Origin of the sequence: Aquimarina aquimarini, assembly GCF_900299535.1 — a bacterium.
Classification (GTDB): Bacteria; Bacteroidota; Bacteroidia; order Flavobacteriales; family Flavobacteriaceae; genus Aquimarina; species Aquimarina aquimarini.
Genome location: NZ_OMKE01000043.1, coordinates 1 through 19330, shown reverse-complemented (window position 1 = coordinate 19330; position 19330 = coordinate 1). Strand labels below are relative to the sequence as shown.

At 31.6% G+C, this 19330-nt stretch carries 14 protein-coding genes; 9 read left to right on the top strand and 5 right to left on the bottom strand.

Annotation, left to right across the window (positions count from 1 at the left end):
- Positions 1 to 200: 200 nt before the first annotated feature.
- The gene (locus DG508_RS17475) at positions 201 to 1382 is read right to left on the bottom strand and encodes a Pycsar system effector family protein (protein ID WP_108869380.1); all 1182 of its coding nucleotides are present in this window, start codon (positions 1380 to 1382) and stop codon (positions 201 to 203) included.
- A gap of 56 nt (positions 1383 to 1438) precedes the next feature.
- On the opposite strand from DG508_RS17475, the gene DG508_RS17470 reads away from it, so the two are divergent.
- On the top strand, positions 1439 to 5143 hold the full coding sequence (locus DG508_RS17470) for a metallophosphoesterase (protein ID WP_108869379.1): 3705 nt from the start codon (positions 1439 to 1441) through the stop codon (positions 5141 to 5143).
- Positions 5144 to 5194: 51 nt separating this feature from the next.
- Here DG508_RS17470 and DG508_RS17465 read toward each other — a convergent pair whose 3' ends face one another.
- The 3 genes from DG508_RS17465 to DG508_RS17455 form a co-directional block, all read right to left on the bottom strand.
- Positions 5195 to 6073 carry a hypothetical protein gene (locus DG508_RS17465; RefSeq protein WP_108869378.1) on the bottom strand — a complete coding sequence of 293 codons (879 nt, stop codon included), beginning with the start codon at positions 6071 to 6073 and terminating at the stop codon, positions 5195 to 5197.
- Entirely contained in the window at positions 6051 to 6503 is a 453-nt protein-coding gene (locus tag DG508_RS17460; RefSeq protein WP_108869377.1) for a Dps family protein, read from the bottom strand. Before DG508_RS17460 ends, DG508_RS17465 begins: the two co-directional genes overlap by 23 nt.
- A 96-nt stretch (positions 6504 to 6599) precedes the next feature.
- On the bottom strand, positions 6600 to 7163 hold the full coding sequence (locus DG508_RS17455; protein ID WP_234418256.1) for an NUDIX hydrolase: 564 nt from the start codon (positions 7161 to 7163) through the stop codon (positions 6600 to 6602).
- A gap of 138 nt (positions 7164 to 7301) precedes the next feature.
- On the opposite strand from DG508_RS17455, the gene DG508_RS17450 reads away from it, so the two are divergent.
- The 7 genes from DG508_RS17450 to acs all read left to right on the top strand — a co-directional run bounded on the left by DG508_RS17450 (position 7302) and on the right by acs (position 16766).
- Positions 7302 to 7721: an IS1/IS1595 family N-terminal zinc-binding domain-containing protein gene (locus DG508_RS17450; protein WP_108869375.1), complete on the top strand. Its 420-nt coding sequence runs from the start codon at positions 7302 to 7304 to the stop codon at positions 7719 to 7721.
- A gap of 124 nt (positions 7722 to 7845) precedes the next feature.
- Positions 7846 to 9078, top strand: a complete 1233-nt coding sequence (locus DG508_RS17445; RefSeq protein ID WP_108869374.1) for a hypothetical protein — start codon at positions 7846 to 7848, stop codon at positions 9076 to 9078.
- 12 nt (positions 9079 to 9090) lie between these two features.
- Positions 9091 to 9354, top strand: a complete 264-nt coding sequence (locus DG508_RS17440) for a DUF4212 domain-containing protein (protein ID WP_103864577.1) — start codon at positions 9091 to 9093, stop codon at positions 9352 to 9354.
- A 95-nt stretch (positions 9355 to 9449) separates the two neighbouring features.
- Complete coding sequence (locus DG508_RS17435) at positions 9450 to 11237, top strand: sodium:solute symporter family protein (RefSeq protein ID WP_108869373.1); 1788 nt, start codon at positions 9450 to 9452, stop codon at positions 11235 to 11237.
- A gap of 336 nt (positions 11238 to 11573) precedes the next feature.
- Positions 11574 to 14258 carry an ATP-binding protein gene (locus DG508_RS17425; protein ID WP_108869372.1) on the top strand — a complete coding sequence of 895 codons (2685 nt, stop codon included), beginning with the start codon at positions 11574 to 11576 and terminating at the stop codon, positions 14256 to 14258.
- A 38-nt stretch (positions 14259 to 14296) separates the two neighbouring features.
- A complete protein-coding gene (locus DG508_RS17420; protein ID WP_255412586.1) occupies positions 14297 to 14665 on the top strand; it encodes a response regulator transcription factor in 369 nt (122 codons plus the stop codon).
- A 148-nt stretch (positions 14666 to 14813) separates the two neighbouring features.
- A complete protein-coding gene (acs, locus tag DG508_RS17415; RefSeq protein ID WP_103864573.1) occupies positions 14814 to 16766 on the top strand; it encodes an acetate--CoA ligase in 1953 nt (650 codons plus the stop codon).
- Positions 16767 to 16845: 79 nt separating this feature from the next.
- Here acs and DG508_RS17410 read toward each other — a convergent pair whose 3' ends face one another.
- The gene (locus DG508_RS17410) at positions 16846 to 17937 is read right to left on the bottom strand and encodes a M42 family metallopeptidase (protein WP_108869371.1); all 1092 of its coding nucleotides are present in this window, start codon (positions 17935 to 17937) and stop codon (positions 16846 to 16848) included.
- Between the two features lie 109 nt (positions 17938 to 18046).
- Between DG508_RS17410 and DG508_RS17405 the strand changes: the two genes are divergently transcribed.
- Entirely contained in the window at positions 18047 to 18760 is a 714-nt protein-coding gene (locus DG508_RS17405; RefSeq protein ID WP_108869370.1) for a DUF4294 domain-containing protein, read from the top strand.
- The last annotated feature ends 570 nt before the right edge of the window (positions 18761 to 19330 follow it).

Here is a 19330-nt window from a genome sequence, read left to right as displayed (position 1 = left end):
AAATTAAAGAATAGCCTTAGCTATTGTTGAATTTTATAACACAGATATAGTGCAAAAGAAACAAACTATATACGAAATTTTTATGTGTAAATCGTATAATACGTTGTCTAGTTTTTATTTTTGTACATATCCATGTACTATTAAGTTTCAATTTACTTATAATGAATAATCAGAGATCATATCTAAAAATGTAAAGACTTTTACTGCAATGTATTGAATGCAACAATAAAAGAAACTACAGAAGTAATGATACCAATCATAAAAACCATATATGTAATTCGTAGAATTTTATATTTTTTATGTAATACTTTACCCAGAAAATAAAGGTCTTTTATCATAGTATCATAAATATATTGTTTGTCTTCCATAAGTTCTCCCATAGCCCATTTATATTCATCCAGAGGCATTTTATGAAAATTTCCAAAAAACAATAAATTTACTTTCTTTTCCTCAATCTCTTTACGGGTAAATTCACCACTCGTTATATTAGGTCTTGTTGCCAAAACAGATAAAATTATAGAAGCAATACAAAATAGGACAAATATTAAAGTAGGGTAAATCAAATATTGATTAGAAGGATTATCTAGTTTTGGTATTAAATTAGATAAAGCAAGAGATATTATAATTGCATTTACAGAAAGAAGTATATTGGCCTTGGTGTCTGCTATGTCACTTAGTTTTAAGTGATTCCTTAAGGTAACCCTAAATAAAGTCTGTATTCCTTTTTCTGGGTTCTCTTCTCTCAAAGCCTTTTTTAATTTCTCTTTCTCTTTCTTTTTTTCTTTTTTCAAACGTTCACGTTCTGCCAACATTTTAGCTAAGTTTTCCTCTTTTTTAGGTTTCCAATTATGAATAGCATATTCGGTATAATAGCGATGTTTGTTTTGAAACAAATCAATATTAGTTTTGAGCCAATCTGTGGTAGTAAACTCACAAATATTATTCAAATGAAATTCTTTCCTTAGTAATTCACTAGTTTCAGTATAATAATCTTTGGCAAAATGAGAAGCATCTGCATCCCTAATAATTTTTTCCATTAAATTTACAGGATCATGCTCCATCTTGGTAGCCATGATTAGAGAAGCTATCTTTTTGATAACCTCATGAGAAACATTATGTTGGCTCAAAAAATCCTGAGCAATTTCTGCACTACGTTCCTCATGGTTTTTTGTGCTTTTTGAATATCCAGTATCATGTAGTAAAGCAGTGAGTAATAAAACTTCTTTATCTTCGACAGATATATTAATACTATCAATGATTTCTTTTGTACTTTTAAAAACTCTCTTAGTATGATCATAATTATGATAGATACAAGAGTTAGGAAGCTCTTTTTCAAAGAGTTCTGAGACAAAAAGATCTGTTTTTTCTAGTAAAGAAAGCATATATATAGTTTTTTGATAACCAAAATAATTAAAAAAAAGAGATTGTAATTCACACAATGAATAAATATAACAAGATTCTGATTATTTGTGTTGCTTTATTGCTTAGTTCTTGTGCAACATATTCTCCTAAATATAAGGTCGAAAATTTCACTCAAAAATTACCAGATAAAGAAATTTCAAAAAGATTTTATTTGGTAGGAGATGCAGGCTATGCCAAAATGAATAAGAGTACGATAGGCTTATCTATTTTGAAAAAAGTATTAGACACTACAGTGACAAAAAATGATGATCTCATTTTTTTAGGAGATAATATTTATCAAAAAGGAATGCCCGAAAAAAGGGAACCAGAAAGAGCCTTAGGAGAACATAGAATAGATGCTCAGATTGATGCAATCAATGGGTTTAAAGGAAATGTGATTTTTATTCCAGGTAATCATGATTGGTATAATGATGGAGTAGAAGGTCTGCGTAGACAAGAGAAGTATGTACTAAAGAAAATGGGAAACAAAAAAGCCTTTTTACCGTCAAAAGGGTGTCCTATAGAAAGTGTAGAAATCAATGAACAAGTACATCTATTGATTTTGGATACGCAGTGGTATTTGGCAAATTGGGATAAAAATCCAACGATCAATGATCATTGTGAGATCAAAACACGAGAAAAGTTTTTATTAGAAGTAGAAGGAGAGCTAAAAAAATATAGCAAAAAAACAATTGTTATAGCAATGCATCATCCCATGTTTACCAATGGCCCACATGGAGGAAAAAATAATTTTGGAAAACATTTATTCCCCTCAAAAACAAAAATCCCGCTTCCTGTATTAGGATCATTAGCTACTTTAATAAGATCTCAAGGAGGAGTTTCTGTACAAGACATATCAAATACGCATTACAATAAATTAATGAAAAGGTTATCTACGATGACAAGAAGCATTGATAAAGTTGTTTTTGTATCTGGTCATGAGCACTCATTGCAATACATAGATAATGATGGACTTAAACAAATTGTTTCTGGTTCAGGATCAAAAATATCACCCGTATCTTTAGGAAAATATGGATTGTTTGCATACCCTAAACAAGGGTTTGCTATTCTGGATATATATAAAGATGGTTCCTCCAATGTACGTTTTTATGCAGATGATAATGGTGCTCCAAAATTGGTATATCAGACCGCTGTGCATCATAAAAAAGAAGAATTTGATTATAGTAATGTATCTGATTCTTTTGATAAAGAAATCTCTACTTCGATTTATACAAAAGAAGAGGTAAAAAAATCAAATTCATATCAATTGATGTGGGGAGATCATTATCGATATATATACGGAACAGATATCAAGATTCCTGTAGCAACCTTGGATACATTGATGGGAGGTTTTACGATTGATCGACAAGGGGGAGGACAAGTAACGAGATCTCTTAGGCTTATTGATAAAGAAGGGAAACGATATAGCCTTAGAGCAATGCGCAAAAGTGTGACCCAGTTTTTACAAAAAGGAGCATTTAAGTATACCTATCTCGATGATGATTTTGAAGATACTTTTACAGAAGATTTATTGGCAGACTTTTATACATCTAGTTACCCATATGCATTTTTGGCAATAGGCTCACTAGCAGATGCTATTGGTGTATATCATGCAAATCCTAGTTTGTATTATATTCCTAAACACACAGCTTTAGGGAAATATAATGAAAGTTTTGGTGATGAAATATATTTTCTGGAAGAACGCCCAGGAAAAGAATATGGAGAGGAGATCTCTTTTGGAAAACCCGATGATATTGAAAGTACTGATGATCTGTTGAGTAGATTAAGAAAAGATGAAAAATATCAGGTAGATGAAGCTCATTATATAAGAACCCGACTTTTTGATATGCTATTAGGAGATTGGGATCGTCATTCTGATCAATGGCGTTGGGCACGTTTTGATACAGAAAAAGAGAAGATATACAGACCCATACCAAGAGATAGAGATCAAGTGTTTTCTAATTATGATGGAGTACTCTTAGATGTCATAAAATTTGTAGTTCCATTAGCACGTAAATTTCAGGTATATGATGATCAACTCAAAAAAGTAAGGTGGATTAATCAATCTGGATTACCATTAGACAGAACATTGACTCAGAACTCAGGAAAGAATATATGGATAGAGCAAGCCAACTATATAAAAGAAAATTTATCTGATGTAGATATAGATAAAGCATTTGCCAAATTACCCATAGAACTTAGAGATAAAGTTGCAGAAAAAATCAAAGAAAACCTAAAAGCTAGAAGAGATAATATTGAGGATATTGCAAGACGTTATTATAATTTTTTATCTAAGCATGTGATTATTTCAGGAACAGATAAAGATGATTTTTTTGAGATAGAAAGAGGAGAAGGAATAACCACCATAAAGATTTCTAGAATGAAAGGGGGGCAAATAGAAAAACCTTATCTACAAAGAACTTTTGATGCAAAAGAGACAAAAGAAATCTGGTTATATGGATTGGATGATGATGATAAATTTGTAACCAAAGGAAAAGGCCGTAACCCTATAAAAATTAGAATTATTGGAGGACAAAATAATGATAAGTACGTTATAAGTAATGGTAAGAAAATAAAAGTATACGATCATAAATCAAAGAAGAATACAATAGAAAAGAAAGGCGGTGCAAAATTTATAATTAGTGACATTTATAACTATAATATATATGACTATACCAAGTATGTAGATAGAACAAATACAGTAGCTCCTTTTATAGGGTTTAATCCTGATGATGGGTTGAATATTAATGTTACAGATGTATATACGATCAAAGGGTTCAAAAATGAACCCTATCACAGTAAACATAAATTTAGAGCAGCCTATTATTTTCAAACCGAAGGATATGATTTGTCATACTCAGGAGAATTTGTCAATGCACTAGGTAACTGGAATTTTTTGATGAATGCTACATATACAAGTGAGAATTTTGCTCAAAACTTTTTTGGATTTGGTAACAGTACTTCAAATTTTGATGATGAAGTAGGTTTAGATTATAACAGAGTAAAAACAGGTATCTGGGCTTTTGGAATTGGAGTTTCTAAAAAAAATAACTACGGAAGTGAATTTTCTATAAATGGTGCATTTGAAGGAGTAGAAGTTCAAGATACACCAGGTAGATTGATAACCTCTGGACTTGATTTTATTAGTATAGATCCAGACTTTTTTGAAAGAAAATTTTTTGCAAACCTGGAAATCACATATAAGTTTGAAAGCTATGACAATGCCATTAGCCCCACCAGAGGGATGTTGTTTAAAGTAGAAACTGGTAGTAGAATGAATGTAGAAGACACAGAGAAAACCTATGGATATATCAACCCAAAATTAGAATTTTACAACTCAATTACGAGAAATAGAAAATTAGTATTAAGAACTAATATTTTTGCAGAAGTTAATATAGGAGATGAATTTGAGTTTTATCAAGGAGCTAATCTTGGAGGAGTTAAGGGACTAAGAGGATATAGAGAAGAGCGTTTTACAGGAGAAAGTGCATTAGCATTTAGTAATGACTTACGATATAGTTTTAATAAATTCAAAACGGGCCTATTACCATTACAACTAGGAGTTTTCGGAGGATATGATATAGGTCGTGTATGGATCGATACAGAAAATTCTGACACATGGCATGACTCTGTAGGAGGAGGATTATGGATAAACGCTATTGATACAGTTGGAGGGCAATTAGGGTTGTTCTCTAGTGATGATGGATTAAGGTTTACATTTGGGTTTGGTTTAAGTTTTTAAGACTATAGCTCTGATTGATAGTTGTTTTTTTATTAGGCCATCTGGGATGTATCAGTTTTTTAAATGATACTCATATAACCCAGCTTTTTGTAAACCCTTTTTTTCATCGGTGATATAAAGTGTTGAATCATTTTTAAAACAAATACCTTCTTTTTGAGAAGTATGGTATAGCTTTATTTTTTGAATGGTAGCATCTGATAAGTTGGTATCACTAAAATTGCTAAGTAAAAATATTTTATTATGAGTAAGTAAAGCAATTTTATCTCCAGATGAATTAATAGTAGCACCAGTAATAAGGCAATCAGATTGATCATTACATGTTGTGTAGTGGCCAATAAGTTCTGCAACATGTTTTCCTGGTTGCGTAGGTATTTTATAGATGGTAGTACGTCCTCTTTTATCTTTTCCTCTATTTTTTGTAAATAAATACAAGTTGTTATTGAAACACAAAAATGCTTCTACATCAAAATTCTGATTTTTTTTCTTTGGAGGAAATTTTTTTTGATCAGGAAAAGAAAACTCTATTTTTGATACAGATGTTTTTTCAGAAAAAGGAGGAGAAACTTTATAAATCCTCAAATTCTTTCTGTCATTACTATTATTACCAAAATCACCAATATATAGAGTGTCTTTTTTGTCATATGCTAGATCTTCCCAATCTATATTTTTTGTTTTGGGAATTTTGATCTTTTGTATAATTTTACCTTTTTGATTCAAGCAAAATAATGTATTACTATTACCAGAATCATTTATTGCGTATAATCTTTGGTCAGACAATAAAGTTATGCCTGATATTTCATGTAAATCATTTGACAGATCAGTAATCTTTATCAATTGATTTACCTTATTCTTTTGACAACTAACAGATATAGTTGTCAAAAGAATAAGATATGATAGTTTTACTATATTAATTCCTTTGATTCCAAGCATTAAGCATCCAGCTTATTTTTTCTAATTCACCTATATAAGTTCCCGTAATATCCAAAGTACCATCATCACCTACATTTTCAGCTTCTTTGGTTACTATTTTTAATTGCCTTAAAAGTGCTTTATGGTCTTCTAAAATAGCAGCTACCATTTTTTGGTCAACTAGTGTTGTTTCTGATTCATTTATATTAGATAAATCCAAATATGAACTAAAATTACTTACGGGATTGCCTCTCAATGTTAAAATTCGTTCTGCAATTTCATCAATTTTTAATTTAGCATCTTCATACAATTCTTCAAACTTTACATGAAGTTCAAAAAAATGCGAACCAGTTATATTCCAATGAAAATTTCTAAGCTTTTGATAATGCATATGGTAATCTGCTAATAAAATATTTAAAGCATCGATCGTTTTTGTGTTAGTATCTTCCATAGTTTTTGTTTATTGGTTTTTTAATTATGATACAAAATTACTATAATAAAATTATGGTTTATGAAGTTACAATAGATTATTCTAATAAATACATTATTAGAATTGATTTGTGATTTCCTTAAGAACTAAATTATAATAATCTTTTGCGTGCGGGACATATGTTTTAGAATAGTTTGGATTCTGTAGCGCAAGAATTAGTTCCTCTATAGGAATAAGAGTTATATCAGATACCTCTTCTTTTTGAAGTGTTAAGCTTGTTATAGGAACTCGAAGCTTGGATAAATAAATATGATTGAATTCGTTATCATAAAATCCAGCCTTAGGTTTTTTTTCACTCAGGTAGGTATGAATATATTTTAAGTCATTTGTCGATACATAAATACCGATCTCCTCTTTGATTTCTCTAATAGCAGAATTTTGCGCAGTTTCACCAGCAGATATATGACCCGCTACAGAAATATCCCATAGATCTGGGTATGTATCTTTATTACTAGCGCGTTTTTGTAGTAATACTTCTCCCTTATCGGTAAAAAACCAAATATGCACACTTGCATGATATAAACCTAACTGGTGTGCCTCAGATTTTAATTTAATATCACCTGTAGGTTCACCAGTTTTATAAAGTATATCAATAAATTCATCTGCCATAATGCTATTCATTATTTTTTGTTAATGTGGTGTAAATAAAAGGATATATTCAATAAAAATTAACTGTTTGTTATAATTTTTCAATATAAATATTAAACTATTGTTATATTTTTATTGCTAAAATGATATATTTATGCAAAAATAATATATATGGTTGTTAAAGTTTGCCCAAATTGTGGTTCGTCAGACAATGTAAAAAGTGGAGTAATAAATAAGAGACAACGATATCGTTGTAAGAATTGTAATTATTATTTCACAGTAAACAAGCTGGGTAAAAAAATAGATGATTATTATGTAAATAAAGCATTACAACTCTATTTAGAGGGACTTACATATAGAGAGATAGAACGAATACTAGGAATCTCTCATGTCAGTGTTATGAATTGGGTAAAAAAGTACAACATCAAACGGCCATACAATTCTCAATATCACTCAACTTATAAAATTTTGAATGCATTTGAGTTAGCAAATTATTTTCAATCACCTGATAATATAAAAGGAGCAGGAGTTGTAGTGACCGAATTAGGGGATAAGTTTATGCTTATTAAATGGGAACGTTTCAGAGAATAACTATATTAATTAGCAAATAACTATACTGATTTTTATTGCCACGCATAATTTTTAGAATTTTAACAAGTGCACAACACTACATAAAGTAGTACAATTCATTTTCTACAAATCAAATTCTTAAATTATGAAAAACTTCATATTACTACTTTTTTTAGGTAGTTTTTTGATTCCTTACTCAGCTTTTTCACAAGGTTCCCCAGATTATACAGGAGGATTAAAAGTAAAACTCAATGAGGATGGGTCAAAATATTTTAGAGTAATCTCTTGGGCTCAGTTTTGGGCCAAATACACAGATGATGTTCCTGATAGTGAAAGCAATGTTGATTTCAGTATACGAAGAGCGCGAGTTCTAATGTATTCTCAAATTAATAAAGACTTTTTGATTCTTACTCATTTTGGAATAAATAGTTTAAATGCAGATAATCAACATCCAGTAGGAAAAGGAGAAAGCTCGCAATTATTTCTTCATGATGTATGGGCTCAATACAGCTTAGGATCAAAACATGCTATAGGGGCAGGGCTTCATTATTGGAACGGTATCTCACGACTTAATAATCAAAGTACACTCAATATGATGACACTGGATAATAACAGACAGTCATGGGCTAATATTGGGTTATCTGATCAATTTGCAAGACATATTGGAATTTATGCCAAAGGATCATTTGGTAAATTACAATATAGAGTAGCAATCAATGAGTCGATCACTGATAATCTGCAGGCAGAAGAAGAACCAGTAGCAAATGGTCCAGCAGTATATGCAGGAAGAAGGCTATTAGGATCTAAAGATGCAGGGAAGAATTTTGCAGGTTATTTTGATTATAATTTCTTTGATCAAGAATCGAATTTCTTACCCTATAAAGTGGGAACCTACTTGGGAGGTAAAAAAGTGTTTAATGTAGGAGCAGGGTTCTTTTATCACCCAAAAGGTAGTGTATCACTCAATTCAACAGGAGCTCTAGAAGGAGAAGATGTTGCGGTATTTGCTGTAGACGCATTTTATGATGCACCTCTAGGAGAAAACGGATCAGCAATCACTGCATATGCAACCTATCAAAATAATGATTATGGAAAAAATTATACCCTAAGGCAAACCTATGAAACAGGTTCTATGATATATAGCCATGTAGGATATTTGATACCAAATGATAATAAAAAAATAAAATTTCAACCATATACATCTTTTAATTTACGCTCAATTGATGCTATAGATGATAATGCTACCACTTTTGGAGTTGGAGCTAATGCCTATATAAGTGGGCACAATTCTAAATTAACATTAGAATATCAAAATACAAAGTACGGTGGTAATGACTCAAATAGTTATGTTACCCTACAAGCAATGATCTATCTCTAAAAAAATATAATCATGTCAGAACAACAACGAAAAGCCAGTGCCTACTGGAAAGAAAATGTAAAGTACCTATTTATTTTACTAGCTATATGGTTTGCTGTATCCTATGGAGCAGGAATACTTTTTAAAGATCAATTAAATCAATTTCATATGGGAGGTTTTCCTCTTGGATTTTGGTTTGCACAACAAGGTTCAATCTATGTATTTGTAGTGATCATTTTTATATATGTTCGATTAATGAACAAATTAGATAAAAAATATGGGTACGATAAAGATTAGATAAATAGAATGATTGTATTGGGGGAATAAGATACTTCTTTAATTATTTCATACGATCGAAATAAGATTATAAACAACTTTTAAAAAAATATATTATGAGTGTTCAAATATGGACTTATATCTTGGTAGGGATTACTTTTGCTTTGTATATAGGAATAGCAATCTGGTCACGAGCAGGTTCTACAAAAGAATTTTACGTAGCAGGAGGAGGGGTATCACCTCTAGCAAACGGAATGGCAACAGCAGCCGATTGGATGAGTGCCGCATCATTTATCTCTATGGCAGGGATTATAGCTTTTTCTGGATATGACGGAGCAGTTTACTTAATGGGATGGACAGGAGGATATGTGCTATTGGCTTTATTATTAGCTCCTTATCTAAGGAAGTTTGGGAAATTTACGGTTCCAGATTTTATAGGAGACAGATATTATTCAAAAACAGCAAGATCAGTAGCTGTATTCTGCGCATTATTAGTGTCATTTACGTATGTAGCTGGGCAAATGAGAGGTGTTGGAATTGTGTTTTCTAGATTTTTAGAAGTAGACATTAATACAGGAGTGATCATAGGGATGATCATTGTACTTTTCTATGCAGTACTAGGAGGAATGAAAGGAATTACTTATACCCAGGTAGCACAATATTGTGTTCTTATTTTTGCATTTATGGTACCTGCAATATTTATCTCTATCCAGATGACAGGTAACCCTATTCCACAATTAGGATTCGGTGGTACAGTAACCGATGGTTCAGATTTGTATCTTTTAGAAAAACTAGATGGATTAAGTACGGAACTTGGATTTTCTGCATATACTGATGGTTCTAAGTCAATTATTGATGTATTTGCAATAACATTAGCATTGATGGTAGGAACAGCAGGATTACCACACGTAATAGTTAGATTCTTTACAGTGAAACGAGTAAAAGATGCTCGTAAATCAGCAGGATATGCATTATTATTGATAGCAATATTATATACTACAGCACCAGCAGTTGCTGTTTTTGCAAAAACAAACCTTATAGAATCTGTACAGAATAAGAAATATGAAGAACTTCCTACATGGTTCAAAAATTGGGAAGATATTGGATTGTTAGGATGGACAGATAAAAATGGTGATGGACAAGTGCAATATGCAAAAGGCCATTCTGTAGAAGGAAATAAAAATAAACCTGTGTTTGATGGAAAAAATAGAGGAACACATGGAGAACGTACTATTACAAATGTAAACGCAGCTACCAAAAATGAACTTTTTGTAGATAGAGATATCATGGTATTAGCAAATCCAGAAATAGCAAACCTACCCAATTGGGTGATTGCACTGGTTGCAGCAGGAGGATTAGCAGCAGCATTATCAACTGCAGCAGGATTATTATTAGTAATATCATCCTCAGTATCTCATGACCTTATCAAGAAAATGATCAAGCCAGACATTTCTGAAAAAGGAGAATTGATAGCAGCACGTTTATCTGCTGTAGCTGCTGTATGTGTTGCAGGATATTTTGGAATTAACCCACCAGGATTTGTCGCAGCAGTCGTCGCATTAGCATTTGGTTTGGCAGCCGCCTCTTTCTTTCCTGCAATTGTATTAGGAATATTCTACAAGAGAATGAACAAAGAAGGAGCGATAGCAGGAATGGTGGTCGGAATTTTATGTATGCTACTATATATGATAAAATACAGGTTGGGTTGGTTTGATGAAACCGTTCCTCCATCAAGTGAATGGTGGTTTGGTATTTCTCCAGAAGGATTTGGAGCTGTTGCCATGGTGATCAATTTTATAATATCAATAGTAGTATCTTCATTTACAGCTGCACCTCCCAAAGATGTGCAAGAGATTGTAGAAAATATAAGAATCCCTAGTGGAGCAGGAGAAGCGACACATTAATAAATAAAACTATTCTTTAAAGTTAAACGTAAAGAAACTATAAACCTGACAAGGATTTAAGCCTTGTCAGGTTTATTAAAAAAGAAAAATTTAAAAATGATTAAATTTAACGTATCTACTTTTAAACTAGTAAGTAACCGTTTTAATGTATGAAGAAACGTCATCAGCAAAAATTAGTTGTTCTATCTATAGCATTACTTTTTCTATTTAATGTTCCTTTGATATTTATGTTTAATCATTCGGGGAGCATTTTTGGATTTCCAGTATTATACTTTTTTATATTCTTGATATGGGCAATTTCAATTTTAGTTTCTTTTAATATCTTAAAACGATATTATGAATAGTTATGTATTGATATTCATAATCGTAGGGTACTTATTACTCTTATTTGGTATTGCTTTTTGGGCAGAAAAGAAAGCAAAAAATTCATGGGTTAATAATCCATATGTATATACATTATCACTAGCAGTATATTGTTCTGCTTGGACATATTATGGTAGTGTTGGGATAGCGGCTACTTCTGGAGTAAGCTTCTTAACCACCTATATGGGACCCGTAATAGCTTTTCCTGTCTGGATTGTAGTATTAAAAAAAATAATTAAAATTTCTAAACAGCATAAAGTCTCAAGTATCGCTGATTTTATATCTCTTAGATATGGTAATGATCGCTTTTTAGGAGCTTTGGTTACAGTGATTTGTGTATTAGGAGTAGTACCATATATATCATTGCAACTTAAAGCTGTTTCAGAAACATTTGGGATAATCTCTAATAACCCTATAAATTCTTCTGGAACAATTTTTAAAGATTCTACATTTTATATAGCAGTTTTATTAGCTGTTTTTGCCGCTTTTTTTGGAACAAGAACAACAGATGCAACACGACGTAGGCAAGGAATAGTATTCTCTGTAGCCGTAGAATCAGTAATAAAATTAGTATTCTTTTTGGGAGTAGGAGGGTATGTAACCTATTTCCTTTTTGATGGAACCACAGATATTTATAATCAAATAGTAATCAGTGAAGATTTTGAAACCTTAACTACATTCGATAGTCTAGAGTCGGGGATTAATTGGTATTTTATGATAGCACTATCTTTTTTGGCTATCTTTTTATTGCCCAGACAATTTCATGTATCTGTAATCGAAAACACAAACAAAAAGCATCTTAAAAATGCAATTTGGATGTTTCCTCTATACCTCTTATTGTTTAATGTATTTGTAATTTTTATTGCTTGGGGGGGTAAGTTACGATTAGAGGATACCGCAAATCCCGATTATTATTCATTGTTATTACCACTACAAAACGGAGATGTTTCATTAGCAATATTAGTGTTTTTAGGAGGATTCTCTGCTGTAATTTCGATGGTAGTAGTTTCAACGTTAGCCTTATCGACTATGCTTAGTAATAATTTGATCATTCCCTACGGTTTCTTAGATAAATTTAGCAGAAGTCGTCCCAAACGTAATGCTAATTATATTAAGAATATTAGAAGAATAGCTATTTTTTCATTGATATTAGGAGCCTACTTTTTTTATATCAATTTCAATATTGAATTATCATTATTCTCAATAGGACAATTATCATTTGTTGTGATAGCCCAACTGGCTCCATCTTTTTTTATTGGATTATTTTGGAATAGAGGTTCCTCTATTGCGGCCAAAGTAGGAATTATAACAGGAACATTAGTTACCACCTATACCTTGATATTACCTTTTGTACTTGATGCTATTTTTGGTGATATGAATTTTATCGTTTATGGTCCTTTTCAAAATGAGCTTTTACGCCCCTATGCATTATTTGGAATTGATTTTCTAAATCCTGTGACACATGCCTTTTTCTGGAGTATATTTTTTAATAGCCTTTTATATCTAGGAGTATCCCTCTCTTTCAAAGGAAACTACAGAGAACGTAATTATGCAGAAATGTTTGTAGATAGTAATTATAATTCTTTGCAAGAAAATGCATTTGTATGGAAAGGTGAAGCCTATGTGTCTGATATAAGAAAAGCACTGAATAGATTCTTAGGAGAACAACGTACAGAGCGTGCTTTGAATTTGTTTTATCAAAAATATGATCTTCCAAAAAATGCAAAAAAAGCAGATGCAAGATTGATTAATTTTTCTGAAAAACTATTGACAGGAAGTATAGGTAGTGCCTCTTCACGAATACTTATTGCAAGTGTGGTAAAAGAACAACCAGTAAGTCTCATAGAAGTTTTAGAAATCCTAGAAGAAAATAAAGAAACAATTTCTACCAATAAATTTTTGAAACAGAAATCTGATAAATTGATACAATTAACAAGTGAATTAAAAAAGGTTAATGAAGAATTAAAGCATCATGATAAACTCAAAGATGAATTTTTAGATACAGTTGCGCATGAATTAAAAACCCCAATTACTTCAATAAGAGCAGCATCAGAAGTTTTACTAGATAATCAAGATATGTCTGATGAACTTAGGGTGCAATTTCTTGATAATATAGTAGACGATTCAGAACGCTTGACAACGTTAATCCATAACATACTCGATTTAGAAAAATTAGCCTCAGGAAGAGAAATGCTAGATAAGAAAATTAATAATCTAAATCACACTATTGAGAAAGCAATATCAGGAGTACATACTATTGCAGAGAAGAAAAATATAAAAATCATCATGACAGAAATGCAAAGCGTGTTCTCTGTTAGATATGACGAAGATAGAATTCATCAAGTGCTTACAAATCTGCTTTCTAATGCGATCAAATTTGTAGAAGAGAAAAAAGGAATAGTAAAAATATCTTCCAAAAAAATTAAGAATTATATAAGAATAAGTATTGAGGATAATGGAAAAGGTATTCCCGCAGAGGATATGAAATATATTTTTGATAAATTTTACCAGTCTAAAAACCAGAACGTTAAAAAGCCAGTAGGAAGTGGTTTTGGATTGGCAATAAGTAAACAAATTATAGAAGGACATAATGGTAGAATCTGGGCAGATGAAAATTATAAAACAGGAGCTCGATTTATAATTGAAATCCCTGATTGATACTAAGAAAAAAAATAGCTAATATAAAAGAGGAGATTTTGAACAAAAAAAAGATATTGATAGTTGACGATGAACCAAATATTGTAATGTCTTTAGAATACACATTCAAGAAGAATAATTACGAGGTTTTTATCGCTCGAGACGGGAGTGAAGCTATCGAAATATTAAAAACGCAAATACCAGATATTGTTCTTTTGGATATTATGATGCCTAATGTAGATGGGTATCAAACTCTGGAACATATAAGGTCTGATGCCAGTACAAAAAATATTAAGGTTGTATTTCTAACTGCAAAAAATAAAGTGTCAGATATAGAAAAAGGCCTAGCACTGGGAGTAGATAAATATTTAACCAAACCATTTTCAATAAAAAAAATTATGACAGAGATAGATGAACTAATAACATAAAAAAGCTAATGTATTGCCCTTTAAAGATTAAGGGAAAAGAATATTTTTTAGGTTGTTTACACCCTAATAAGAGTCACTTGTCGATAATTTTTTGACGATGACATGTTTTACAAGAATTTAATAGAGCGAATTACAAATATCACGAATCATGAAAATAAAAGACACACTTCAGCTTAGTTCTTTTGCTGAGTACAAAGAAGCCTATCAGGAAAGTATTAATAAACCAGAAGAATTTTGGGATGCTATCGCAGAAAAATTCTATTGGCATAAACGATGGGATAAGACATTAGAATGGGATTTTACAAAACCTGAGGTAAAATGGTTTGAAGGTGGTAAACTAAATATTACAGAAAATTGCTTAGATAGGCATTTAGAAAAATTTGGTAATAAAACAGCTATCATATGGGAACCTAATGACCCGACTGAAGAGTCACGTCATATCACCTATAAACAACTCCACGTAAAAGTTTGTCATTTTGCCAATGTTTTAAAAAATAATGGTATCAAAAAAGGAGATAGAGTTTGTTTGTATATGCCAATGATTCCTGAATTAGCAATAGCAATGTTAGCCTGTGCGCGAATCGGAGCAATACACTCTATAGTATTTGCTGGGTTTTCTAGTACAGCTATCGCCAGTCGTATTAATGATTCAGAATGTAAAATGTTGATCACAGCCAATGAAGTGTATAGAGGAGCAAAACCTGTAAAACTAAAAGAGATGTGTGATGAAGCCCTAAAAAGCACACCATCTATAGAAACAGTGATTGTATACAGAAGAACAGTTGAACCAACACCAATGCAAGAAGGAAGGGATAAGTTTTGGTTTGATGAGTTGCAAAAAGTAGAAAAAGAATGTCCAGCAGAAATAATGGATGCAGAAGATATACTATTTATATTATATACATCTGGTTCTACAGGTAAGCCAAAAGGAATGGTACATACAACAGGAGGATATATGGTATATACAACATACACCTTTGCAAATGTATTTCAGTGTGATCATTTTGCTCCTACAGGGCAAGATATACATGCCAAAAAGCAAGATGATGTATATTGGTGTACTGCAGATATTGGTTGGATAACAGGGCATTCATATATAATTTATGGCCCATTGGCAGCAGGAGCAACAACCGTAATGTTTGAAGGAGTGCCAAGTTATCCTGATTATGGTCGTTTTTGGGAGATTTGTGATAAGCTTAATGTAACTCATTTTTATACAGCACCCACAGCAATTCGCGCATTAGCAAAACAACCATTAGATTTAGTAAACAAACATAACCTTTCTTCTATAAAAGTATTAGGTTCTGTAGGAGAGCCAATAAATGAAGAAGCATGGCATTGGTATAATGATAATATAGGAAAAGGAAACTCACCTATTGTTGATACTTGGTGGCAAACAGAAACAGGAGGGGTGATGATCTCACCACTAGCGGGGATTACTCCAACTCGACCTACGTTTGCAACGCTTCCATTACCAGGAATTCAACCCGTTTTGATGGATGCAGAAGGTAAAGAAATAGAATTTAAGTCAAAAAGCTCAGAAGGAAGATTAGCAATTAAGTTTCCTTGGCCATCTATGGCAAGAACAATCTATGGAAATCATCAACGATATAAAGATGTATATTTCTCTACGTATGAAAATATGTATTTTACTGGTGATGGAGCTTATAGAGATGCAACAGGTAATTATAGGATTACAGGTAGAGTAGATGATGTAGTTATTGTCTCAGGACATAATTTAGGTACAGCACCAATAGAAAATGCAATTAACGAGCACTTATCGGTGGCAGAATCAGCAATCGTAGGCTTCCCGCATGACGTAAAAGGAACAGCATTATATGCATATGTTACATTATATGATGATCAAGTAGCAGATGAAGGATTGATTAATGAAATTAGAAAGCAAGTTTCTGATACTATCGGCCCAATTGCAAAACCAGATAAAGTTCAATTTGTAAGTGGACTTCCAAAAACTAGAAGTGGTAAAATAATGCGTAGAATACTACGAAAGATCGCTTCAAATGACACTTCTAATCTAGGAGACACATCTACATTATTAAACCCTGATGTGGTTCAGGAAATAATGGAGAATGTAGTATAATAAAATGTAGTATAATAAAAAGAGGGGTTTGATTTTCAAACCCCTCTTTTTTGTAATTATGTGTTATTTATAGAAAAAACTATTTTTCAAAATAACTAAAAGTTTCACCTGATTTGATAGTAAGTAAACTTTCATAGATAAGTTTGATAACATTTTCTACATCATCTCTATGCACCATTTCTACAGTAGTGTGCATATATCGAAGAGGTAAAGAAATTAAAGCAGAAGCAACACCACCATTACTATAAGCAAAAGCATCAGTATCTGTACCAGTCATTCTACTAGAAGCCATACGTTGAAAAGGAATCTTTTTGTTCTCGGCAGTATCAATAAGCAATTCCCTAAGTCTGTTCTGTACAGCAGGAGCATAAGAAATTACAGGCCCGTCACCAATTTTAGTTTCACCCTGAGTTTTCTTCTCAATCATAGGAGTAGTAGTATCATGACAAACATCAGTAACAATAGCAACGTCAGGTTTAATCGTTTGAGTAATCATCTCGGCACCTCTTAGTCCTATTTCTTCTTGAACCGAATTAGTAATATATAATCCAAAAGGAAGCTTATCTTTATTCTCACTAAGTAAACGGGCAACCTCTGCAATCATAAAACCACCCATGCGATTATCTAGCGCTCTACAAACAAATTTATCTTTGTTTAAAATAAAAAACTCATCTGGATAAGTAATTACACACCCTACATGAACTCCAAGTTTTAAAACTTCTTCTTTGGTGTTACACCCAACATCAATACATATATTTTCTAGAGTAGGAGCTTGTTCTTTGGTTCCTTTTCTAGTATGTATTGCAGGCCACCCAAATACACCTTTTACAATGCCCTTTTTGGTGTGAATATTTACACGTTTTGAAGTAGCAATCTGGTGGTCACTCCCACCATTTCTAATAACATATATAAGACCATTATCTGTGATATAATTTACATACCATGAGATTTCATCTGCATGTCCCTCTATTACAACCTTATATTTTGCTTTTGGGTTAATCACACCCACAGCAGTTCCATACGTATCTGTGATAAATTCATCAACATATGGTTTTAGGTAATTCATCCATATTTTTTGGCCTTCCCATTCATATCCCGTAGGAGCTGGGTTGTTCAAATATTTTTCGAGAAAAGTCAAAGACTTTTTATTTAATATGCTCTTTTTTGCCATTATTTAACTTCTTTTTATTGCGAAAATAACAATATTCACATTCATTTTACAGTTTACAAATGGTTTATTACTAATTTTGGAACAATTTTAGAAAGACTCTTAACCTGTTATGTCAAAACATTTATTATTTATATTCTCTGTAATGTTTACTTTTTGTATCTCTGCTCAAAAAGTATATAAGCCTGTAGATACATCAAAAGTAGATACAACTAATTATGTACAGTATTATATTATAGAAGGAGATACAATACTACATGAATCTATAGGTCTGGATGAAGTGATAATCCTTGGGAAACTTAATTTTAAAGATAAATTTGCAAGAAGGAAATATCTAATACTTAGACGTAAAACAAGAAAAGTTTATCCCTATGCAAAATTAGCAGCAGATAGATTATCCGTTCTTAATGAAAGATTAGAAAATATCAATTCTAAAAAACAACGAAAACGATACGTGAAAATGTTGCAAAAATACATGGAAGAAGAGTTTACTGCAGAATTAAAAAAGCTAACACGTACAGAAGGGCAAATACTTGTTAAGTTAGTATATCGTCAAACAGGTAAAACAATGTTTAAACTTGTAAAAGAATATAGGAGTGGGTGGAGAGCTTTTTGGTATAATAATACTGCTAGACTTTTTAATATATCATTAAAAGAAAAGTATGACCCAATTAATGTAGAAGAAGATTATTGGATAGAGGATATATTGCAAAGAGGTTTTCAGTCTGGTATATTAAAGGAACAGAAAACAGCATTAGATTTTAGCTTTTATGATTTAAGAAATAAATGGTCAGGTAATACAAAAACTACTTCTATAAAAAGATAATGAATCTAGAAAGATTTTTTATATGTCATACCTGTAATAAAACATGTACTTATATATAATAGTATGTTTTATTCCTAAAATGAAGAGGATTGATTAAATTAAGGTATTAAGTCGTACAGAAATTTAAAATATTTTGTTTTTTTTTAATAAAATTTCATATCTTAGATGCTTATCTTTTTTAAAATCAGCGTTTTGTTAATTTATTATAAATAAACTGCAAATTTTATGTTATTAATTAGATAAAAGGTTGTAGGTTTGCACCCGCAAAACGGGGTATTGTTTTGCAAGTTCATTGAGATATATTTTGATTTAAAATTCGGTTTGAGAAACTTTAAAAATTACTAAAAAAAGTCTTGTCAGAATAAAAAAAGGTTGTAGGTTTGCAACCGCAAAACGGAGCAGTGTTTTGGTTAGTTCATTGATAGGTATTTTGGTTTTAGAGTTTAAGGAAAAAGAATTAAAAATAAATCAAAAAAAAACTTTGCAGGATAATAAAAGGTTGTATATTTGCACCCGCTTAGAGAAACAAGCAAAGTTCATTAAAAAATTATACAGGAGTAGAGTGCTTAT

Bases quoted from the DNA above. Each gene is read 5' to 3' on its own strand.
- DG508_RS17475 (WP_108869380.1), bottom strand. From the start codon at position 1,382: ATGCTTTCTTTACTAGAAAAAACAGATCTTTTTGTCTCAGAACTCTTT.
- DG508_RS17465 (WP_108869378.1), bottom strand. From the start codon at position 6,073: ATGCTTGGAATCAAAGGAATTAATATAGTAAAACTATCATATCTTATT.
- DG508_RS17455 (WP_234418256.1), bottom strand. From the start codon at position 7,163: ATGAATAGCATTATGGCAGATGAATTTATTGATATACTTTATAAAACT.
- DG508_RS17425 (WP_108869372.1), top strand. From the start codon at position 11,574: ATGAATAGTTATGTATTGATATTCATAATCGTAGGGTACTTATTACTC.
- DG508_RS17405 (WP_108869370.1), top strand. From the start codon at position 18,047: ATGTCAAAACATTTATTATTTATATTCTCTGTAATGTTTACTTTTTGT.
- DG508_RS17410 (WP_108869371.1), bottom strand. From the start codon at position 17,937: ATGGCAAAAAAGAGCATATTAAATAAAAAGTCTTTGACTTTTCTCGAA.
- DG508_RS17435 (WP_108869373.1), top strand. From the start codon at position 9,450: ATGAGTGTTCAAATATGGACTTATATCTTGGTAGGGATTACTTTTGCT.
- DG508_RS17445 (WP_108869374.1), top strand. From the start codon at position 7,846: ATGAAAAACTTCATATTACTACTTTTTTTAGGTAGTTTTTTGATTCCT.
- DG508_RS17440 (WP_103864577.1), top strand. From the start codon at position 9,091: ATGTCAGAACAACAACGAAAAGCCAGTGCCTACTGGAAAGAAAATGTA.
- DG508_RS17470 (WP_108869379.1), top strand. From the start codon at position 1,439: ATGAATAAATATAACAAGATTCTGATTATTTGTGTTGCTTTATTGCTT.
- DG508_RS17450 (WP_108869375.1), top strand. From the start codon at position 7,302: ATGGTTGTTAAAGTTTGCCCAAATTGTGGTTCGTCAGACAATGTAAAA.
- acs (WP_103864573.1), top strand. From the start codon at position 14,814: ATGAAAATAAAAGACACACTTCAGCTTAGTTCTTTTGCTGAGTACAAA.
- DG508_RS17460 (WP_108869377.1), bottom strand. From the start codon at position 6,503: ATGGAAGATACTAACACAAAAACGATCGATGCTTTAAATATTTTATTA.